The organism is Pseudomonas taiwanensis DSM 21245 (genome assembly GCF_000425785.1).
GTDB classification, from domain to species: Bacteria; Pseudomonadota; Gammaproteobacteria; order Pseudomonadales; family Pseudomonadaceae; genus Aquipseudomonas; species Aquipseudomonas taiwanensis.
The window spans coordinates 263,661-282,802 of record NZ_KE384452.1 but is presented as its reverse complement, the minus strand read 5'-3'; the positions used below and the strand labels follow the sequence as shown (position 1 = coordinate 282,802).

The 19,142-nt window shown below is 66.2% G+C and carries 3 protein-coding genes and 2 pseudogenes; all 5 read left to right on the top strand.

The annotated features are described in order from the left end of the window. A partial coding sequence (locus tag H620_RS0124645) for a phosphopantetheine-binding protein (RefSeq protein WP_027908212.1) occupies window positions 1–765 on the top strand: 765 nt, incomplete at its 5' end. A gap of 14 nt (window positions 766–779) precedes the next feature. After that, window positions 780–7,253, top strand: a complete 6,474-nt coding sequence (locus H620_RS0124640; RefSeq protein ID WP_155950817.1) for a non-ribosomal peptide synthetase — start codon at window positions 780–782, stop codon at window positions 7,251–7,253. A 149-nt stretch (window positions 7,254–7,402) separates the two neighbouring features. Continuing rightward, window positions 7,403–8,692: pseudogene (locus H620_RS27955) on the top strand (condensation domain-containing protein); the annotation flags it as partial. 99 nt (window positions 8,693–8,791) lie between these two features. Continuing rightward, window positions 8,792–10,510: pseudogene (locus H620_RS27950) on the top strand (amino acid adenylation domain-containing protein); the annotation flags it as partial. Beyond that, on the top strand, window positions 10,505–19,090 hold the full coding sequence (locus H620_RS26145) for an amino acid adenylation domain-containing protein (protein WP_483314018.1): 8,586 nt from the start codon (window positions 10,505–10,507) through the stop codon (window positions 19,088–19,090). The pseudogene H620_RS27950 and the gene H620_RS26145, both read left to right, overlap by 6 nt. The last annotated feature ends 52 nt before the right edge of the window (window positions 19,091–19,142 follow it).

The window sequence follows — 19,142 nt, the reverse complement described above, 5'->3', positions numbered from 1 at the left end:
GGGCTGACCGCCGAGCGCTTCGTCGCCAGCCCGTTCGGCACCGGCCAGCGCCTGTACCGCACCGGCGACCTGGCCCGCCAGCGCGCCGACGGGGTGATCGAGTACAGGGGGCGCATCGACCACCAGGTGAAGATTCGCGGTTTGCGGATCGAGCTGGGCGAGATCGAAGCACGCCTGCTGGAGCAGGACGAAGTCCGCGAAGCGGCGGTGCTGGCGGTCGGCAGCGGTGCTGACACGCAGCTGGCCGCCTATGTGGTGGCGCACCAGCCAGATTCGCCGCAGTTGGGCGAGCAGCTCAAGGCGCGTCTGCGCAGTCTGCTGCCTGACTACATGGTGCCCACGTACCTGGTGCTGCTGACCAGCCTGCCGCTGAGCCCCAACGGCAAGCTCGACCGCAAGGCCTTGCCGACACCCGACAGCAGCCCGCGCCAACAGGCCTATGTGGCGCCGCAGACCCCCTTGCAGGAACAGTTGGCGCAGGTCTGGCAGACCCTGCTCAAGCTCGAACGGGTCGGCCTGTACGACAACTTCTTCGACCTCGGCGGCCATTCGCTGCTGGCGACCCAGATGTTGATGCAGATCCGCCAGCAGCTGGGGCTCGACGTGCCACTCAAGGTCCTGTTCCAGAGTGACAGCCTCGAGCAGTTCGCCGAGCAGGTGAAGCAGTTGCAAACAGACGTCCAGCCCGTCGAAGACGAGTTGGCTAAATCCTTGGAGGCCCTCAAACGTCTATCAGCACAAGAGCTTGAAAGTCTGATTTCCTAGTTTGGGGGTTGCGCGTGCAAAAGTTGATCGAGTCGGTGGAAGGGCTGTCCTTGACCGAGAGGAAAGCCCTCGCCGTGATGCTTGGGAAGAAAGGGATCAATCTGTTCGGCATAGCGCCGATCTTCAAGCGTGATGCCTCCCAGCCACTGCTTTTGTCCTATGCGCAGGAACGTCTGTGGTTTCTCTGGCAGTTGGACCCGCAGGGCAGCGCCTACACCATGTCGTCGGTGCTGCGTCTGCAAGGTGCGCTGGATGGTGATGCCTTGCAGGCTGCCTTCGACGAACTGGTCGCTCGTCACGAATCGCTGCGCACCCGGTTCACCGAGGTCGACGGGCAGGCCGTGCAGTTGGTCGATGCCCACGCCCGCATCCTGGTCGAGCAGCAGACGGTGGTTGACCCGGCAGGTGTGGCCGAACTGGTCGAGGCTCACGGCCAGCAGCCCTTCGACCTGCGCCAGGGGCCACTGCTGCGGGTGAAATTGCTGCGCGTGGATGACCAGCAGCATGTGTTGTCGCTGGTCCAACACCATATCGTTTCCGATGGCTGGTCGATGCGCATCATGATCGACGAGCTGATCACGCTGTACCGCGCCCGGGTGACGGGTACTCCGGCGGTACTAGCGCCTCTGCCGGTGCAGTACGCCGACTACGCCCTGTGGCAGCGTAGCTGGATGGATGCCGGCGAACGCGACCGCCAGCAGGCCTATTGGCAGCGACAACTCGGCGGTCAGCAGCCGGTGCTGGAGCTGCCCACCGACTTCCCACGGCCCCAGGCCCTAAGCTATCGTGGCGACCGCGTGGATTTCCGGCTGTCCATGGCGCTGACCCAGGGCCTCAAGGCGCTGGCCCGGCGCGAAGGCGTCACCCTTTATACCTTGCTGCTGGCTGCCTTCCAGGCCCTGCTGTACCGCTATAGTGGCCAGCAGGACGTGCGGGTCGGGGTGCCGGTGGCCGGGCGCAACCGGCCCGAGGTCGAGCGCCTGATCGGCTTTTTCGTCAATACCCAGGTGCTGCGTGCGCAGGTCGATGGCAGCCGGCCGTTCACCGAGCTGCTGGCCCAGGTGCGCCAAGCGACCCAGCAGGCCCAGCAATACCAGGACCTGCCGTTCGAACAACTGGTCGAACTGCTGCAGCCGCAACGCAGCATGAGCCACAGCCCGCTGTTCCAGGTCATGCACAACCACCGCGGCGAGGACCTCGACCCGGCATCGGTCACCCGCTTGCCTGGCCTTGAGGTGAGCAACTTCGAGGCCCGCCAGCAGACCGCCCAGTTCGACCTGACCCTGGAAACCGTCGAAACGCCTGAGGGCCTAGGTGCCTCGCTGGTGTTTGCCAGCGACCTGTTCACCCGCACCACGGTAGAGCGCCTGGGCCGCCATTGGCAGAACCTGCTGCACGGACTGCTGGCCGACGCCTCGGCGCGGGTCGATGCCTTGCCGCTGTTCGATGCCCACGACCTGCAACGGTTGATCGATGGCAACAACGCTACCGCCCTGGCCGTGCCGCCACTGACGGTACACCAACTGTTCGCGGCGCAGGCGGTGCGTACCCCGGATGCACCGGCGCTGGCGTTCGACGATAACCTGCTGAGCTATGCAGCACTCAACCGGCGCGCCAACCAGTTGGCCCACCGCCTGATCGCGCTGGGTGTGGGGCCCGAGGTGAGGGTAGGCCTGTCGGTTGAGCGCGGTTTGGACCTGGTGGTGGGCCTGCTGGCGATTCTCAAGGCAGGGGGGGCTTACATTCCACTGGACCCGACCTACCCGCAGGCGCGCCTGGACTACATGATCGACGCCAGCGGCATGGGCCTATTACTGACCCACCAGGCCCTGGCCCCCCGCTTCGAGGGCCGTGGCCCGCAGTTGCTGTGCCTGGACCGACTGCCCGAGGCAACGCTGGCACAGGATGACCCGCCACTGCTCCCGCCTGCCGAATCGGCGGCCTACGTGATCTATACCTCCGGCTCTACCGGCAACCCCAAGGGCGTGGTGGTCAGTCACCAGGCCTTGGCCAACTTCGTCGCCAGCATGGCGCAGCAACCTGGCCTGGAGGCGGGTGACCGGATGCTGTCACTGACGACCTTCTCGTTCGATATCTTTGGCCTGGAGCTGTACCTGCCGTTGACCCGTGGCGCCCAGGTGGTGCTGGCCGGCCAGGACATCGCCCAAGACCCGGCCGCTGCATTGGCGCTTGCCCGGCGCTGGTCGGTGACGGCCCTGCAGGCCACGCCCTCGACCTGGCGCATGTTGCTCGACCATGGCGACACTCAGGCGCTTCAGGGCTGCAAGTGCCTGTGTGGGGGGGAAGCCCTGTCGCCAGCGTTGGCTGCGCGCATGCTCGAAGCCATCGGCCCGGTATGGAACCTCTATGGACCGACCGAGACCACCATCTGGTCGGCCCGCTACCGGCTGGACGCCGAGCACCCACGGCCGCTGCTCGGTCAGCCGATCGGTAACACCCAGCTGTACGTGGTCGGTGCCGACTTCAGCCCGGTACCCGCGGGTGTGGCGGGTGAGTTGATGATCGGTGGCCAGGGCCTGGCCCGTGGTTATCTGCATCGCGCCTCGCTCACGGCCGAGCGCTTCCTGCCCAACCCGTTCTCCAACCAGGGCGAGCGGTTGTACCGTACTGGGGACATGGCGCGGGTGAGTGCTGCCGGTGAGTACGAGTACATCGGTCGTGCCGACCACCAAGTGAAAATTCGCGGTTTTCGCATCGAACTGGGCGAGATCGAATCGGCCTTGCTGGCCTGCGAGGCGGTGCGCGAGGCAGCGGTGCTCGCCCAGCCTGGTATCGGCGGCGATCAGTTGGTGGGTTATGTCGTGGTGCACGATACCGCATTGGTCGACGCCGACAGCATCACCCAAAACACCGTTCGCGAGCAGCTCAAAGGCCAGCTCAAGGCGCAGTTGCCGGCGTACATGGTGCCGGCGCAAGTGATGTTCGTGGCGGCCATGCCGCTGACCCCAAACGGTAAACTGGACCGCAAGGCGCTGCCTGAACCGGACGCCAGCCAATCGCAACAGGACTATGTGGCGCCGCGTACCGCGCTGGAGCAGCAGTTGGCTGTGATCTGGCAAACCTTGCTCAAGCTCGAGCGGGTCGGCCTGCACGACAACTTTTTCGATCTTGGCGGGCACTCGCTGCTGGTCACGCAGCTGGTGTCGCGCATCCGTGACGAACTGGGCCGCGAGGCAAGCCTGCGCCAGGTCTTCGAAACCAGCACCTTGCAAGCCCAGGCCGCCATGCTCGACGCCTTGCAGACCAGGGGCGGCCCCGCAATCACCCGTGCACCGCGCGAAGGCGCGTTGCCGTTGTCGTATGCCCAGGAGCGTCTGTGGTTCCTCTGGCAGATGCAGCCTTACAGTGCCGCCTACCACTTACCGCGTGCCCTGCGTCTGCGCGGTACATTGAACATCCCGGCCTTGCGTGCCAGTTTCGACACGCTGGTCGCCCGCCACGAGCCGCTGCGGACCACCTTCGCCCATGACGCCGACGGCGTGCATCAGGTGGTGCATGCCACGCTGCCCGTGCAGCTTCAGGTCCATGCCCGCGCCCAGGTCGATGATAGTGTGCAAATCAGCCGCTTCATCGACGAGCAGGTGCGCCAGCCGTTCGACCTGGTCAGTGGGCCGTTGCTGCGCGTGGCGCTGTTGCCGCTGGGCGCGCAGGACCACCTGCTGGTGCTGACCCAGCACCACATCGTGTCCGATGGCTGGTCGATGCAGGTGATGGTCGATGAATTGGTGCGCAGCTACGCCGCCGAGGTCCAAGGCCGTGATCCAGGCTTTGCCGCCTTGCCGATCCAGTACGTCGACTACGCCCTATGGCAGCGCCACCGCATGGAGGGTGGCGAGCGCGAGCGGCAGTTGCAGTACTGGCGTTCACAACTGGGTGAGCGCCAACCCGTGCTGCAACTGCCGGGCGACCGTGCTCGCCCGGCGCAGCCGAGCCTGCGTGGCGGCCAGCGTGAACTGCGACTGGAGGCACCGTTGTGCGAAGGCCTGCGCCAGCTTGCCCAGCGCCATCAGGCGACGGTGTTCATGGTCTTGCTCGCCGGGTTCCAGGCGCTGCTGCACCGCTACAGCGGCCAGGACGATATCCGCGTCGGTGTGCCGGTGGCCAACCGTAACCGCCAGGAAACCGAAGGCCTGCTCGGCGTGTTCATCAACACCTTGGTCATGCGTGCCCATGTCGAAGGCCGCCTGCCTCTCGGGCAACTGATCGAGCAGGTACGCCAGACCACCTTGCAGGCCCAGGACCACCAGGACCTGCCGTTCGAGCAACTGGTCGAAGCCCTGCAGCCTGAGCGCAGCCTGAGCCATACCCCGTTGTTCCAGGTGCTGTTCAACCATCGCGCCCAGGCCACCCAGGCGCAGGTCCCGGTGGTCGATGGCTTGAACATCGAACCCTTGGCCGCCGACGTTCAGGAGGCCAAGTTCGACCTCAACCTTGAAACTGTCGAAACCCCTGAAGGCGTGATCGCCACCCTGGTATATGCTGCCGACCAGTTCGACAGTGACACCGCCGAGCGCCTGTTGGACGATTGGCACCGCCTGTTGCAGGCGATGGTGGCCGACGCTGCCCAGCCGGTCGGCGCGGTGCAGCTGGGCAGCGAGGCGTCGCGTCGCTCGCTGGCCACCCTGTGCCAGGGCGAGGTGCGCGCAGACAGCCAGGCGCTTCAGGTCGTGCAGCGGTTCGAAGCGCAGGCACGGGCCAATCCGTCCAGGGTCGCGCTGGTGTGGGGCGCGCAGCGCCTGAGCTACGGCGAACTCGACCAGCGCGCCGGCGACCTGGCCGTGTACCTGCAAGCCAACGGTGTCGGCCCGGAAACCGTGGTGGCGATTGCCGCCGAGCGCTCGGCGCACTTCGTGGTCGGCCTGCTGGCGGCATTCAAGGCCGGTGCCGCATTCCTGCCGCTGGACATGCGGGCACAACCTGCGCGTACCGGGCAAATGCTTGAGGACAGCCAGGCGTGTCTGTTGCTGGGCCCTGCCGCATGGTTGGCTGAACACGCCACCTTGCCCGCCCTGCGCAGCCTTGCCTTCGAACAGATAGCCCAGTTGCCCCAGGGCAGTTCACCGAGAGCCGTGCCGCGTGATGCCGACATGGCTGCCTACGTGATCTTCACTTCAGGCTCCACCGGTCGCCCCAAAGGTGTGCTGGTCAGTCAGGGGGCGCTGGCCGACTACCTGGTTTCGGCGCTGGCGGTGCTGCCACTGGAAGAGGTGGAGCACATGGCGCTGGCCTCCACCCTGGCCGCCGACCTGGGCTACACCACCTTGTTCGCGGCCCTGTGCAGCGGCCGCAGCCTGCACCTGCTCGACGAGCAACTGGCCATGGACCCGCAGGGCATGGCGCACTACATGAGTCGCGAAGCGATCGACTTGATCAAGCTGGTGCCTTCGCACCTGCAATCGTTGCTCAAGGTGGCAGAGCCGGGCACGGTGCTGCCGCGTCGCTGCCTGGTGCTGGGAGGCGAAGCCAGCAGTGTCGAGTTGATTGCCCAGGTTCGGCAACTGGCGCCAGCGTGCCGGGTGGTCAACCACTACGGCCCTAGCGAAACCACCATCGGTGTGCTTGCCATGGAACTGCCGGCCGCTGCGCACCAGCAGCCCGTGCCGTTGGGGCGCCCGCTGTTCAACGTGCGCCTGCAACTGCTGGATGCTGAGCTCAATGCAGTGGCCGAAGGGGTGCATGGCGAGTTGTACGTAGGCGGGCCAAGCCTGGCCCGCGGTTACCTGGGGCGACCCGGGCTGACCGCCGAACGCTTCGTCCCCGACCCGCAGGCTCGCCAGGGCGAGCGGCTTTACCGCACCGGCGACCGAGTGCGTGTCTACCACGGCGCTATCCATACCCTTGGCCGTACCGACGATCAGCTGAAGATCCGCGGTTACCGGGTCGAACCCGCTGAAGTCGCCGCCTGCCTGCGCGGGATGGCGCAGTTGCTCGATGCCGCCGTGGTCGCCCGCGACACCCAGCAGGGCCAGCAACTGGTGGCCTACGTGGTGGCGTCGGCAGAGGCCGGCGGGCTGCGCGAGCACGTGCAGGCTTACCTGCGTCGGTACCTGCCCGAACACATGATCCCGGCCCATGTGGTCAACCTTGCGGCCTTGCCGCTGACCGCCAACGGCAAGCTCGACCGCCAGGCCCTGCCAGCCCCGGATCTGGACGCCGCCCACGAGGCGTACCTGGCGCCACAGACCCCGCTGCAGGAACAGGTCGCGCAGATCTGGCAAGACGTGCTCAAGGTCGAGCGGGTAGGGCTGGGCGACAACTTCTTCGAACTGGGCGGCCATTCGCTTTTGGTCATGGGCGTGCTGTCGCGCCTGCAACTGGAGCTGGGCATCAGCGCCGCACCGCAGTTGATGTTCCAGTTCCCGGTACTCAATGAATTCGTCGATCACCTGGAGCCGCCCGCTGGCGTACTGGATGCGGACCGTTTGAATCGACTGGAAAGTTTGCTGGATGAGGTGGATGAAGCATGATGGACAATAACGCAGCTGCACTGAAGATCGCCGAGCGCTTCATCCTGCTACCGCTGGAAAAACGCCGGATCTACTTGCAGAAAATGGCTCAGGAGGGCATTTCCCCGGCCAACCTGCCCATCCCCCGCACCCGTGGCCACTTCGAGCATGTACCGCTGTCGTTCGCCCAGCAGCGCCAGTGGTTCATCTGGCAGCTGGAACCGCACAGCAGCGCCTACGCCATTGCGCGCGCGCTACGCCTGCATGGCACCCTGGACCTTGCAGCGCTCGAAGGTGCCTTCGCCCACCTGATCGCCCGTCACGAGCCGCTGCGCAGCACGTTCCACGAACACGATGGCCAGGCGATACAGGTGATCGCCGAGCCGAGCGCGCCGAACATCGTCGCCGAGCCGCTGGCGTGCTCGGCCGACCCCGCGCAGCGCGACCAACAGATTCGCGCCGCGGTGCAAGCGGAAACCCTGCGGCCGTTCGACCTCGGCACCGGCCCCTTGCTGCGAGTCAAGCTGCTGCGCCTGGCCGCTGACGATCATGTGCTGGTACTGACCCAGCACCACATCGTCTCCGATGGTTGGTCGATGCAGATCATGGTAGACGAGCTGGTCCGGGTGTACGCCGCGCTCAGCAGTGGTGGCAGCATCGACTTGCCGGCGCTGCCGATCCAGTATGCCGACTACGCCATCTGGCAGCGTCACTGGATGGAAGCCGGTGAGCAGGAGCGCCAGTTGAGCTACTGGCGCGACCAGCTTGGTACGACCCAACCGGTGTTGGAGCTGCCGACCGACTACCCGCGCCCGGCAGTGCAGAGCCTGCAGGGCGCACGCTTGCAGGTACCCTTCAGCCGTGTACTCAGCGACCAGCTCAAGGCCCTGGCGCAGGCGCAGGGCGCCAGCCTGTTCATGGTGCTGCTGGCTTCGTTCCATACCCTGTTGTACCGCTACAGCGGCCAGCAGGACATCCGTATCGGCGTGCCGTTGGCCAACCGTAACCGGGTGGAAACCGAGCACCTGATCGGCTTTTTCGTCAACACCCAGGTCATCAAGGCCGAACTGCAGGGCGAGATGAGCTTCCTCGACCTGCTCGCACAGGTACGCGCCACCACCCTGCAGGCCCAGCAGCACCAGGAGTTGCCATTCGAGCAGTTGGTCGAAGCCCTGCAGCCTGAGCGCAGCCTCAGCTACAACCCGCTGTTCCAGGTGATGTACAACCACCAGAGCGCAGGCAACGGCGCCGGCCAGTCACTGGGCCGGCTACCGGGCCTGAGCGTGGAGGGCCTGGAGTGGGAGATTCGCAGTGCCCACCTGGACCTTACGCTGGACACCGTGGAAGGTCCCGAGGGGCTGTCGGCCAAGCTGATCTACGCCACCGACCTGTTCAGCCCGGCGACCGCCCAGCGCCTGGTGGATCATTGGCTCAACCTGCTGCATGGCATCGCTGCCAACCCTGGTCAAAACTTGGGAGCCTTGCCGCTGCTCAGCGACGACGAACAGCGCACCCTCCTGCTGGATGGCCAGCCACCCAGCGACGTCCAGGCGCCGCTGGTGCACCAGCGCATCGCCGAACACGCGCGGCTGAGCCCGGATGCGCCTGCCGTGGTGTTTGGCGGGCGGACCCTTTCGTTCGCCCAGCTCGATCAACAGGCCAACCGCCTGGCACATGCGCTGATCGCCCGGGGCGTCGGTCCTGAAACCCGGGTGGCGGTAGCCTTGCCGCGCAGTGAACAGATGATCGTGGCGCTGCTGGCGGTGTTCAAGGCCGGTGCCGCCTACGTGCCACTGGATACCCAGTACCCCCGCGAGCGCCTGGCCTATCTGATGGGCGACGCCGGCATTGGCCTGCTGCTCACCGATAGCCGCCTGCAAGCGCGACTGCCGGTGCCCGAGCAGGCCGCCGTGCTGCTGCTCGACTGCCTCGACCTGAGCGCCATGCCATCCCTGGCACCCGAGGTCGACGTCGACCCGCGCAACCTCGCCTATGTGATCTACACCTCCGGTTCCACCGGCCAGCCCAAAGGCGTGGCGGTCAGCCACGGCCCACTGGCCATGCACTGTCGCGCCATCGGTGAGCGCTACGAGATGGGTGCCGACGATTGCGAGCTGCTGTTCATGTCGTTCGCCTTCGACGGTGCCCAGGAGCGCTGGCTGACCGCCCTGACCCACGGCGCGCGCCTGCTGGTGCGTGACGACAGCCTGTGGACCCCTGAACAGACCTACCGGCAGATGCACCAACATGGCGTGACCGTGGCAGCGTTCCCTCCGGTGTACCTGCAGCAGTTGGCCGAACATGCCGAGCGCGAAGGCAACCCGCCGGCGGTGCGGGTCTACTGCTTTGGTGGCGATGCAGTACCGCAGGCGAGTTTCGAACTGGTCAAGCGGGTGCTGCGCCCGCGGTACATCATCAATGGTTACGGCCCCACCGAAACCGTGGTCACGCCGCTGATCTGGAAGGCTGCCGCCGACGATGTGTGTGCGGCGGCGTATGCGCCGATCGGTACGCGCATTGGCCACCGGCGCACCTGCATTCTCAACCTTGAACTGAACCTGCTGCCGCCCGGTGCCAAGGGCGAACTGTACCTGGGCGGGGAAGGGCTGGCCCGTGGTTACCTGGACCGGCCTTCGCTGACCGCCGAGCGCTTCGTACCCGACCCGTTCGATGGGCAGGGCGGGCGCCTGTATCGTACTGGCGACCTGGTCTGCCAGCGCCAGGATGGCGTGTTCGACTACCTCGGCCGGATCGACAACCAGGTCAAGATCCGTGGTTTCCGCATCGAGTTGGGTGAAGTCGAGGCGCGTCTGCAAGGCTTGGCCGAAGTTGCCGACGCCGTGGTCGCGGCCCAGGACGGCAATACCGGCAAGCAGTTGGTCGGCTATGCGATCGTCCAGCCTGGCACCGCTCGCGAAGGATTGGCCGAGCGCCTGCGCAGCCAGCTCAAGGCGCTGCTGCCCGACTACATGGTGCCGGCCCACATACTGTTCCTTGATCACTTCCCGGTCACGCCCAACGGCAAGCTCGACCGCAAGGCCTTGCCCAAGCCGGACGCCAGCATGTTGCAACACAGCTATGTGGCGCCGCGCTCCGAGCTTGAGCGGCGCATCGCCGAGATCTGGCAGTCGGTGCTCAAGCTTGAACGGGTCGGCTTGAGCGACAACTTCTTCGAGCTGGGCGGCGACTCGATCATCTCCATCCAGGTGGTGAGCCGGGCGCGGCAAATCGGCATTCGCTTCACGCCCAAGGACCTGTTCCTGCACCAGACCGTGGAAGGCCTGGCGACGGTGGCTCTGGTCGATGACGGCAGTGCCCGGGTCGACCAAGGGCCAGTGACCGGCCCGCTCACGCTACTGCCGGTACAGCAGGCGTTCTTCGCCGAGCCGATGGCCGAACGTCACCACTGGAACCAGGCCGTGCTGCTGCAACCTCGCCAGCCGCTTGACGCTGTAGCGTTGGGCCGGGCGTTGGACGCGCTGCTCGACCACCATGATGCCCTGCGCCTGCGTTTTGTCGAGCGGGACGGGGTGTGGAGTGCCAGCCATGGCGAGACGGGCCCGCGCCCGCAACTGCTGTGGCAGGTCAGCCCGGAGTCGCTGGAAGCGCTCGACGCCGTGGCCAACCAGGCCCAGGCCAGCCTCGACCTGGCCAGCAGCGAGCTGGTGCGAGCAGTGCTGGCGACGTTGCCCGATGGCAGTCAGCGACTGCTGTTGGCCGTGCATCACCTGGTGGTCGATGGGGTGTCCTGGCGTATCCTGTTCGAGGATTTGCAAAGCGCCTATCAGCAGCTCGTCCAAGGCCAGGCGGTGCGCCTGCCGGCCAAGACCAGTGCATACCAGGCCTGGGCCGCCCAGCTTCAAGCGCATGCCCGCAGCCCACGGTTGCTGCAGGAGCTCGAAGGCTGGCAACAGCGCCTGCAGGGCGCCCCTGAAGGCCTGCCGTGCCGCAACCCGGCGGCCAGTCAGGAAAAACGCCACGCGGTGAGCGTGCATACCGTGCTCGACAAGCCGCTCACCCGCCAACTGCTGCAACGTGCCCCGGCGGCCTACCGGACCCAGGTCAACGACTTGCTGCTGACCGCCCTGGCTCAGGTGCTGTGCGACTGGAGCGGGGACGCCTCGGCGTTGATCCAGCTCGAGGGCCATGGTCGTGAGGGACTGGCCGACGATATCGACCTGACCCGCACCGTGGGCTGGTTCACCAGTGTGTTCCCGGTGCACTTGACCCCGGCCGCCGACATGGGCAGCTCGATCAAACGCATCAAGGAGCAACTGCGCGCCGCGCCCGACAAGGGGCTGGGCTTTGGCGTCCTGCGTTACCTTGCCGACGCTGAGGTGCGTCAGGCCATCGAGGCGCTGCCGGTGCCGCGGGTGACGTTCAACTACCTCGGCCAGTTCGACGGCAGTTTCGATGCCGAGCAGGGCGCACTGTTCACTCCAGCGCCTGAGTCGGCGGGCGAAGAGCAAAGTCCATCGGCGCCGCTGGGCAATTGGCTGACCGTCAATGGTCGTGTCTATGACGGTGAGTTGAGCCTTAACTGGTGTTTCAGCGGTGAGCGCTTCGAACGGCAGGACATGCAGGCGCTGGCCGATGCCTATGGCGCGGCCTTGCGGCGGGTGGTCGAGCACTGCTGCCAGGCCGGTAGCCAGGGCGTGACGCCATCGGACTTCCCGTTGGCCCGCCTGAGCCAGGCGCAGCTGGACAGCCTGGGCCTGGAGGCCGGGCAGATCGAGGACATCTACCCGCTGTCGCCGATGCAACAGGGCATGCTGTTCCACAGCCTTTATGAACAAGGCGACGGGCACTACATCAATCAACTGTGCCTGGAAGTGCGCGGGCTCGATCCGCAGCGTTTCGTCCAGGCCTGGCAGGCGATGCTCGATCGTCACGACATTCTGCGCACGGGCTTTGTCTGGGGTGGGCTGTTCGAGCAGCCGGTACAGGTGGTGCGCAAGCACCTGCAACTGCCATTCGCCGAGCACGACTGGCGCCAGGAGGCCGACCAGCCAGCGCGCCTGGCCGCATTGCTGGCCAGCGAGCGTGAACGCGGTTTTGACGTCGCCCAGGCACCTTTGCTGCGCCTGGTGCTGGTACGCACCGGCGAGGACAGCTACCAGGTGATCTACACCAACCACCACGTGCTGATGGACGGCTGGAGCAACTCGCAATTGCTGGGCGAGGTGCTGCAGGACTATTCCGGCCAGCCCGCGCAGCATCAGCCGGGGCGTTTCCGCGATTACATCGCCTGGCTGCAGCAGCGTGACGCGGAGCGTGGCAAGGCGTTCTGGGAGGGGCGACTGCGCCACCTAGGCGAGCCAACCCGGCTGGTGCCGGCCATGGCCGGGGGCAAGTTGCCTGGGCTGAGTGGCCAGGGTCACTGCGCCCGCCTGCTGGACTTGGCGAGCACCCAGCAACTGGCCGACTTTGCCCGCCAGCAGCGGGTGACCCTCAACACCCTGGTGCAAGCTGCCTGGTTGCTGCTGTTGCAGCGCTACACTGGCCTCGACACCGTGGTCTTCGGGGCCACCGTGGCGGGCCGCCCGGCAGAGCTCAAGGGCGTCGAACACCAGATCGGCCTGTTCATCAACACCCTGCCGGTGATTGCCCCGATTCGCCCGGACATGCCCCTGAGCGCCTGGCTGCAGGCGCTGCAGGACGACAACCTGGCCCTGCGTGAGCATGAGCACACCGCGCTGTTCGACGTGCAGCGCTGGGCCGGCCTGGAAGGACAGTCGCTGTTCGACAACCTGTTGGTGTTCGAGAACTACCCGGTGGCGCAAGCCTTGCAGGAAGGGGCGCCGCAAAGCCTGGTATTCGGCGAGGTGGACGTTCATGAACAGACCAACTACCCACTGACCCTGGCAGTGAACCTGGGCCACACCCTGTCGCTCAACATCAACTACGACCGCGCCTGTGTCGGTGAAGCCAGCGTCGAGCGCTTGCTTGGTCAAATGGCGCGCCTGCTCTCGCAGATGACTGGCAACCCCGGGCGGGCCGTGGGCGAATTCCAGGTGCTGGACGCCGATGAGCACGAGCGTGTCATCCGTCAGTGGAACGCCACTGAGGTGCGTTACCCCGAGGAATTCGCCGTGCACCGGCTGTTCGAGCGTCAAGCCCAGGTGCAGCCCGAGGCGATCGCCGTGGTCAGTGGAGCGCACAGCCTGAGCTACCACGCACTCAACCAATGTGCCAACCGGCTGGCCTTGGACCTTACCGCCAGCGGCGTTGGCCCTGACGTGCTGGTCGGCGTGGCTGCCGAACGCAGCCTGGAAATGGTCATCGCCCTGCTGGCCATCCTCAAGGCCGGCGGCGCCTACGTGCCGCTCGACCCCGAGTACCCGCAGCACCGCCTGGCCTACATGATCGAGGACAGCGGCATTGAGCTGCTGCTGACCCAGGCTCATCTGCTCGCCACCCTGCCGGTTGGCGATGCGTTGCGCGTGCTGACGCTGGAAGGGTGTGCCGAGCTGCACGAAGGCGTCGAGCTCGGCGACCCCCAAGTCGTGCTAAGCCCTGAGAACCTTGCCTATGTGATCTACACCTCCGGCTCCACCGGCAAGCCAAAAGGCGCCGGTAACCCCCACCGTGGCCTGGGCAACCGGCTGTACTGGATGCAGCAAGCCTACCCACTGACGGCCCAGGACTGCGTGTTGCAAAAGACCCCGTTCAGCTTCGACGTGTCGGTGTGGGAATTCTTCTGGCCGCTGATGACCGGCGCGCGCCTGGTAATGGCGGCGCCTGGCGATCATCGTGATCCCGCGCGCCTGGTAGCACTGATCGAGGCGCAGCAGGTCACCACCTTGCACTTCGTCCCCTCCATGCTCCAGGCCTTCATGCAGCATCCTGAGTTGTCCGGCTGCGCCAGCCTGCGACAGATCATGTGCAGTGGCGAAGCGTTGCAGGTCGATGCCCAGCAGCGGGTATTCGAGCGCCTGCCTCAGGTGGGGTTGTACAACCTCTATGGTCCGACCGAGGCGGCCATCGACGTCACTCACTGGACCTGCCGCGACGAAGGTGCCGACACCGTGCCCATCGGCCAGCCCATCGCCAACCTGGCCACCTATGTGCTCGACGGTGAACTGGCACCGGTGCCGGTTGGTGTGACTGGCGAGCTGTACCTGGCCGGTACTGGGCTTGCCCGTGGCTACCACCGCCGCCCGTCCCTGACCGCCGAGCGTTTCGTGGCCAGCCCGTTCGTGTCCGGTGCACGCCTTTATCGCACGGGCGACCTGTGCCGTCAGCGCGCTGATGGGGTCATCGAGTATCTGGGCCGCAGCGATCACCAGGTGAAAATGCGCGGTTTGCGCATCGAACTGGGCGAGATCGAATCGCGACTGCTGGAGCAACCGCAGGTTCGCGAGGCCGTGGTACTCGCCGTCGACCTCAATGGCAGCAAGCGTCTGGTCACCTACCTGGTGCCCAGCGACGCTAACCTGCTGAACGATGTGCAGGCACAGCTGGAGTTGCACGAGACGCTTAGCCAGGCGTTGGCGCGTGACCTGCCGGACTACATGGTGCCGACCCAGACCTTGGTGCTGGCGCGCATGCCGCTCAGCCCCAATGGCAAGCTCGACCGCAAGGCTTTGCCGCGCCCGGATTCCAGCGCAGGCGCTGCTGCCCAGGTGGCGCCGCGCAACGCTCTGGAAGCCAGCCTGGTGCAGATCTGGCAGGACGTATTGGGGCTGGAGCACGTCGGTGTCACCGACAATTTCTTTGCCCTGGGCGGCGACTCGATCATCTCCATCCAGTTGGTCAGCCGCGCGCGTCAGGCGGGTCTTGCCTTCAGCGCCAAGGACCTGTTCCAGCAGCAGACCATCGAGAAACTGGCGCTGTGCTGCGACTGCCGTGACCCGCTGGCGGACACGCAAGCCCCGGCGTTGGTGCTGCATGACCTGAGCGAGGCGCAGGTGGCGGCGTTGCCGATCGAGCATGGGCGAGTCGAGGCACTCTACAGCCTGTCGCCGATGCAGAAGGGCATGCTGTTCCTAGGCCTGAACACCCCAGAAGCTGACCTGTACGTCAATCAATTGAGCATCCCTGTGCAGGGTCTGGATGCCGAGCGATTCGCCGCCGCCTGGGCCGCCGTCAGCCAGCGTCACGCGGTGCTGCGCACGGGCTTCCTGTGGCAGGACCTGGAAGCGCCGCTACAGTTCGTCATGGCCGAGCTGCCGGTACCGTTGACCCGCTACGACTGGCGCAGCGAATACGACATCGAGACGCGGGTCCAGGCGCTGGCCGAGGCCGAGCGCAAGCGTGGCTTCGCCCTCGAGTCACCGCCGTTGCAGCGCCTGGTACTGGTGCGCACTGGCGAGGACAGCCATCAGTTGATCTGGACCTATCACCACATCCTCATCGACGGCTGGAGCACTTCGCAGCTGATGGGCGAGGTGCTGGCCCACTACGCTGGGAAGTCGCTCGAGCCGGTGGTCGCCTATGGCAACTACATCGCCTGGCTGCGCGCCCAGGACGCCGACGCTGCCGAAGGCTTCTGGCGCCATCAGTTGGCGCGACTGGACGAGCCGACCTACCTGGTCAACGGCTTCCCGGTGCAACCAGCAGGGCAGGGCCATCATGCGCTGTACACCCGCCTGGATGCCCCCGCCACCGAGCGGCTCAAGGCGTTCGCCAAGGCCCAGCAGGTCACCCTCAACACCCTGGTGCAGGGCGCCTGGCTGTTGCTGCTCAGCCGCTACAGCGGGCAGCGCACCGTGGCCTTCGGTGCCACCATGGCCGGTCGTCCGGCGAGCCTGGCACACAGCGAGCGTATCCTTGGCCTGTTCATCAACACCTTGCCGGTGATCCAGGAAATTGCGCCAGGCCAGTCGGTCGGCCAGTGGCTGCGCGCGTTGCAGGACTACAACCTGGAGATGCGCGAGTTCGAATACACACCGCTGAGCGACATCCAGCGCTGGTCGGGCCGTGGGGGCCAGTCGTTGTTCGACAGCATCATCGTGTTCGAGAACCAGCCGGTGGATCGCACCCTGCGCGAAGGGAGCGGCGAATCGCTGCGTTTCGGCGACCTGCAAAGCGCGGGTGTCACCAACTTCCCGATGGACCTGATGGTCACCCTCGAAGAAGGCCTGGTGATCGAATACATGTACATGCGCGAGCACTTCAGCGAGGCGGCAGTGGCGTCGATCCGGGCCAACATGCAGGGCTTGCTGACACGGCTGGCCAGCGACGCCGATCGCTTGCTTGGCGAGATCGGCCTGCCCGAAGGCACGGACCAGCTCGCTGCGACCCGCATGCCAGCGCCGTCGGACGAGCCGGCCTTCGTGCCTGTGCACCAGCGTATCGCCCAGTTGGCCCTGAGCCAGGGACAGCAGCCGGCGTTGCGAGTTGGCGAGCAGGTACTGAACTTCACCGAGCTCGACCGCCGTGCCAATGCCCTGGCCCATGCGCTGATTGCCCGTGGCGTTGGCTCCGAGATCCGCGTAGGCGTGGCGATGCCGCGCAACGCCGGGCAGGTGATCGCCTTGCTGGCGGTGCTCAAGGCTGGCGCGGCGTATGTGCCGCTGGATGCCAGCTATCCGCGTGAGCGCCTGGAGTACCTGATCCACGACTCGGGCATCGCCTTGCTGCTGAGCGAGTCGTCTTTGCTGCCGCGTTTGCCGGTGCCCGCGACGCTGCAGGTGCTGAGCCTCGATACCCTGGCACTGGACGCACAGCCGCACACGGCGCCGCAGGTCGAACTGCACGCCCATAGCCTGGCCTATGTGATCTATACCTCCGGCTCTACCGGCAAGCCCAAAGGCGTGGCGGTCAGCCATGGCCCGCTGGCCATGCATTGCCGGGCCATCGGCGAGCTGTACGAGATGAGCCCGCAGGACTGCGAGCTGCACTTCATGTCGTTTGCCTTCGACGGTGCCCATGAGCGATGGCTGACTACCCTGACCCATGGCGGCAGCCTGTTGTTGCGCGACGACGCGCTGTGGACGCCGGAGCAGACCTACCAGGCGATGCAACGCCACGGGGTCACCGTGGCTGCGTTCCCACCGGCCTACCTGCAACAGCTGGCAGATCATGCTGAGCAGGCCGGTCACCCGCCGGCGGTGCGGGTCTACTGCTTCGGTGGCGACGCCGTGCCGCAGTCCAGTTACGACCAGGCGCGCCGCGCTTTGCAGCCGCGCTACATCATCAACGGCTATGGCCCGACCGAAACGGTGGTGACGCCACTGCTGTGGAAGGCGGCCGAAGGCCAGGCGTGCGACGCGGCCTATGCGCCGATCGGGCGCTGCGTCGGGGCGCGGGTCGGGTATGTGCTCGACCAGGACCTTAACCCATTGCCGGTCGGCGCTGCCGGTGAACTTTACCTGGGCGGCGAGGGCCTGGCCCGTGGTTACCTGGACCGTGCCGGACAAAGCGCCGAGCGTTTCGTCGCCGACCCGTTCGGTGGCCCCGGCGACCGTCTGTATCGCACCGGCGACCTGGTGCGCCAGCGCGCCGACGGCGTCTACGACTACCTGGGCCGTATCGACAACCAGGTGAAGATTCGCGGTTTCCGCATCGAGCTGGGCGAGATCGAGGCGTGCCTGCGCCAGGTGCCGACCGTGGCCGATGCCGTGGTGGTGGCCCGCGAGGGGGGAAGCGGCAAGCAACTGGTCGCCTACGTGGTGGCGGGCAGCGGTCAGGCAACGGGCCTGGGCGAGACAGTGCGGGCGCAACTGCAGCGCAGCCTGCCGGACTACATGGTGCCTGCCCAATGGGTGGTGCTCGAGCGCTTGCCACTGACCCCCAACGGCAAGGTCGACCGCAAGGCGCTGCCAGCACCTGAATCCGTGCGCCAGGGTGATGACTTCGTCGCGCCACGGACTGAACTGCAAACGGCCCTGGCCGAGATCTGGCAAGCCGTGCTGAAAGTCGAGCGAGTCGGCCTGACGGACAACTTCTATGACCTGGGCGGTGATTCGATCCTGAGTTTGCAGGTGATCGCCAAGGCGCGGCGCCTGAAAGCGCTGGGGTTGAACCTGAAGCTGCGCGACCTGGTGCAGAAGCCGACCATCGGCCAGCTGACGGGGGCAGGCGACAGTGCCTCGGCGTCGCCGCTGCTGACCCTCAACAGTGCTGTCGAGCAGGTGCCGCCGTTGTTCTGCGTGCACGCAGGATTCGGCACTGTGTTCGACTACGAGCCGCTGGCCCGGCGCCTGAATGGCAAACGCACGCTGGTCGCCATCAGCAACCGCATGCTGCTCGATGCGCAGTGGCAGGACGACTCGCTGGAGAGCATGGCGCGGGACTACGTCACTTACCTGCGTCAGGCCCAGCCCCAGGGGCCTTATCACTTGGCCGGTTGGTCGCTGGGTGGGACCCTGGCGTTGTTGATGGCGGCCGAGCTTCAAGCGCAGGGCCAGCAGGTGGCCTTCGTCGGCTTGCTCGACAGCTTCGTGCCGTCTGCCCGCCACGGCGAGCACGACGACTGGCTGGAGGACTTGCAGTCCTTCGCCGGGGTGATGCTGCCAGGTGTCACGGTACCGGCCGCGGACGGGCCAGAAAGCCCGGAGACCATTCGCCGGCTGATGGCGCAGATGGTCGTCCAGCGCGACGGCAGTGAGGCGGCCCGGTCGGCCTATGCGGCGTTGGGCAGTGACGAGCTGGCCAATGTGTTCGTGGTGGCCCGCAAGCTCAAGCAGTTGTCGGTGCAGTTGCCGCGCTGCCGCGAAGTGGGGGTAGAACCCGTCAGCTGGTGGGTGCCGGGTCGCGATGCCGAGCGTCAGGCCCTGGCGCAGCAGATCGGTCAGCCGTTGGCCGGTGACGTGCTGCCGTGCGGGCATTTCGAGATCCCCCGTGAGGCAGCCTTGCTCACGGCGCTCGAAGATGCCCTGGATACCCTGACCTTGCCCGTTACGCTCTGCTGACCCTTTCCTTTTTCCTCTCAACCGCCGGTCGTGCCTTGCGCCGACCGGCCTG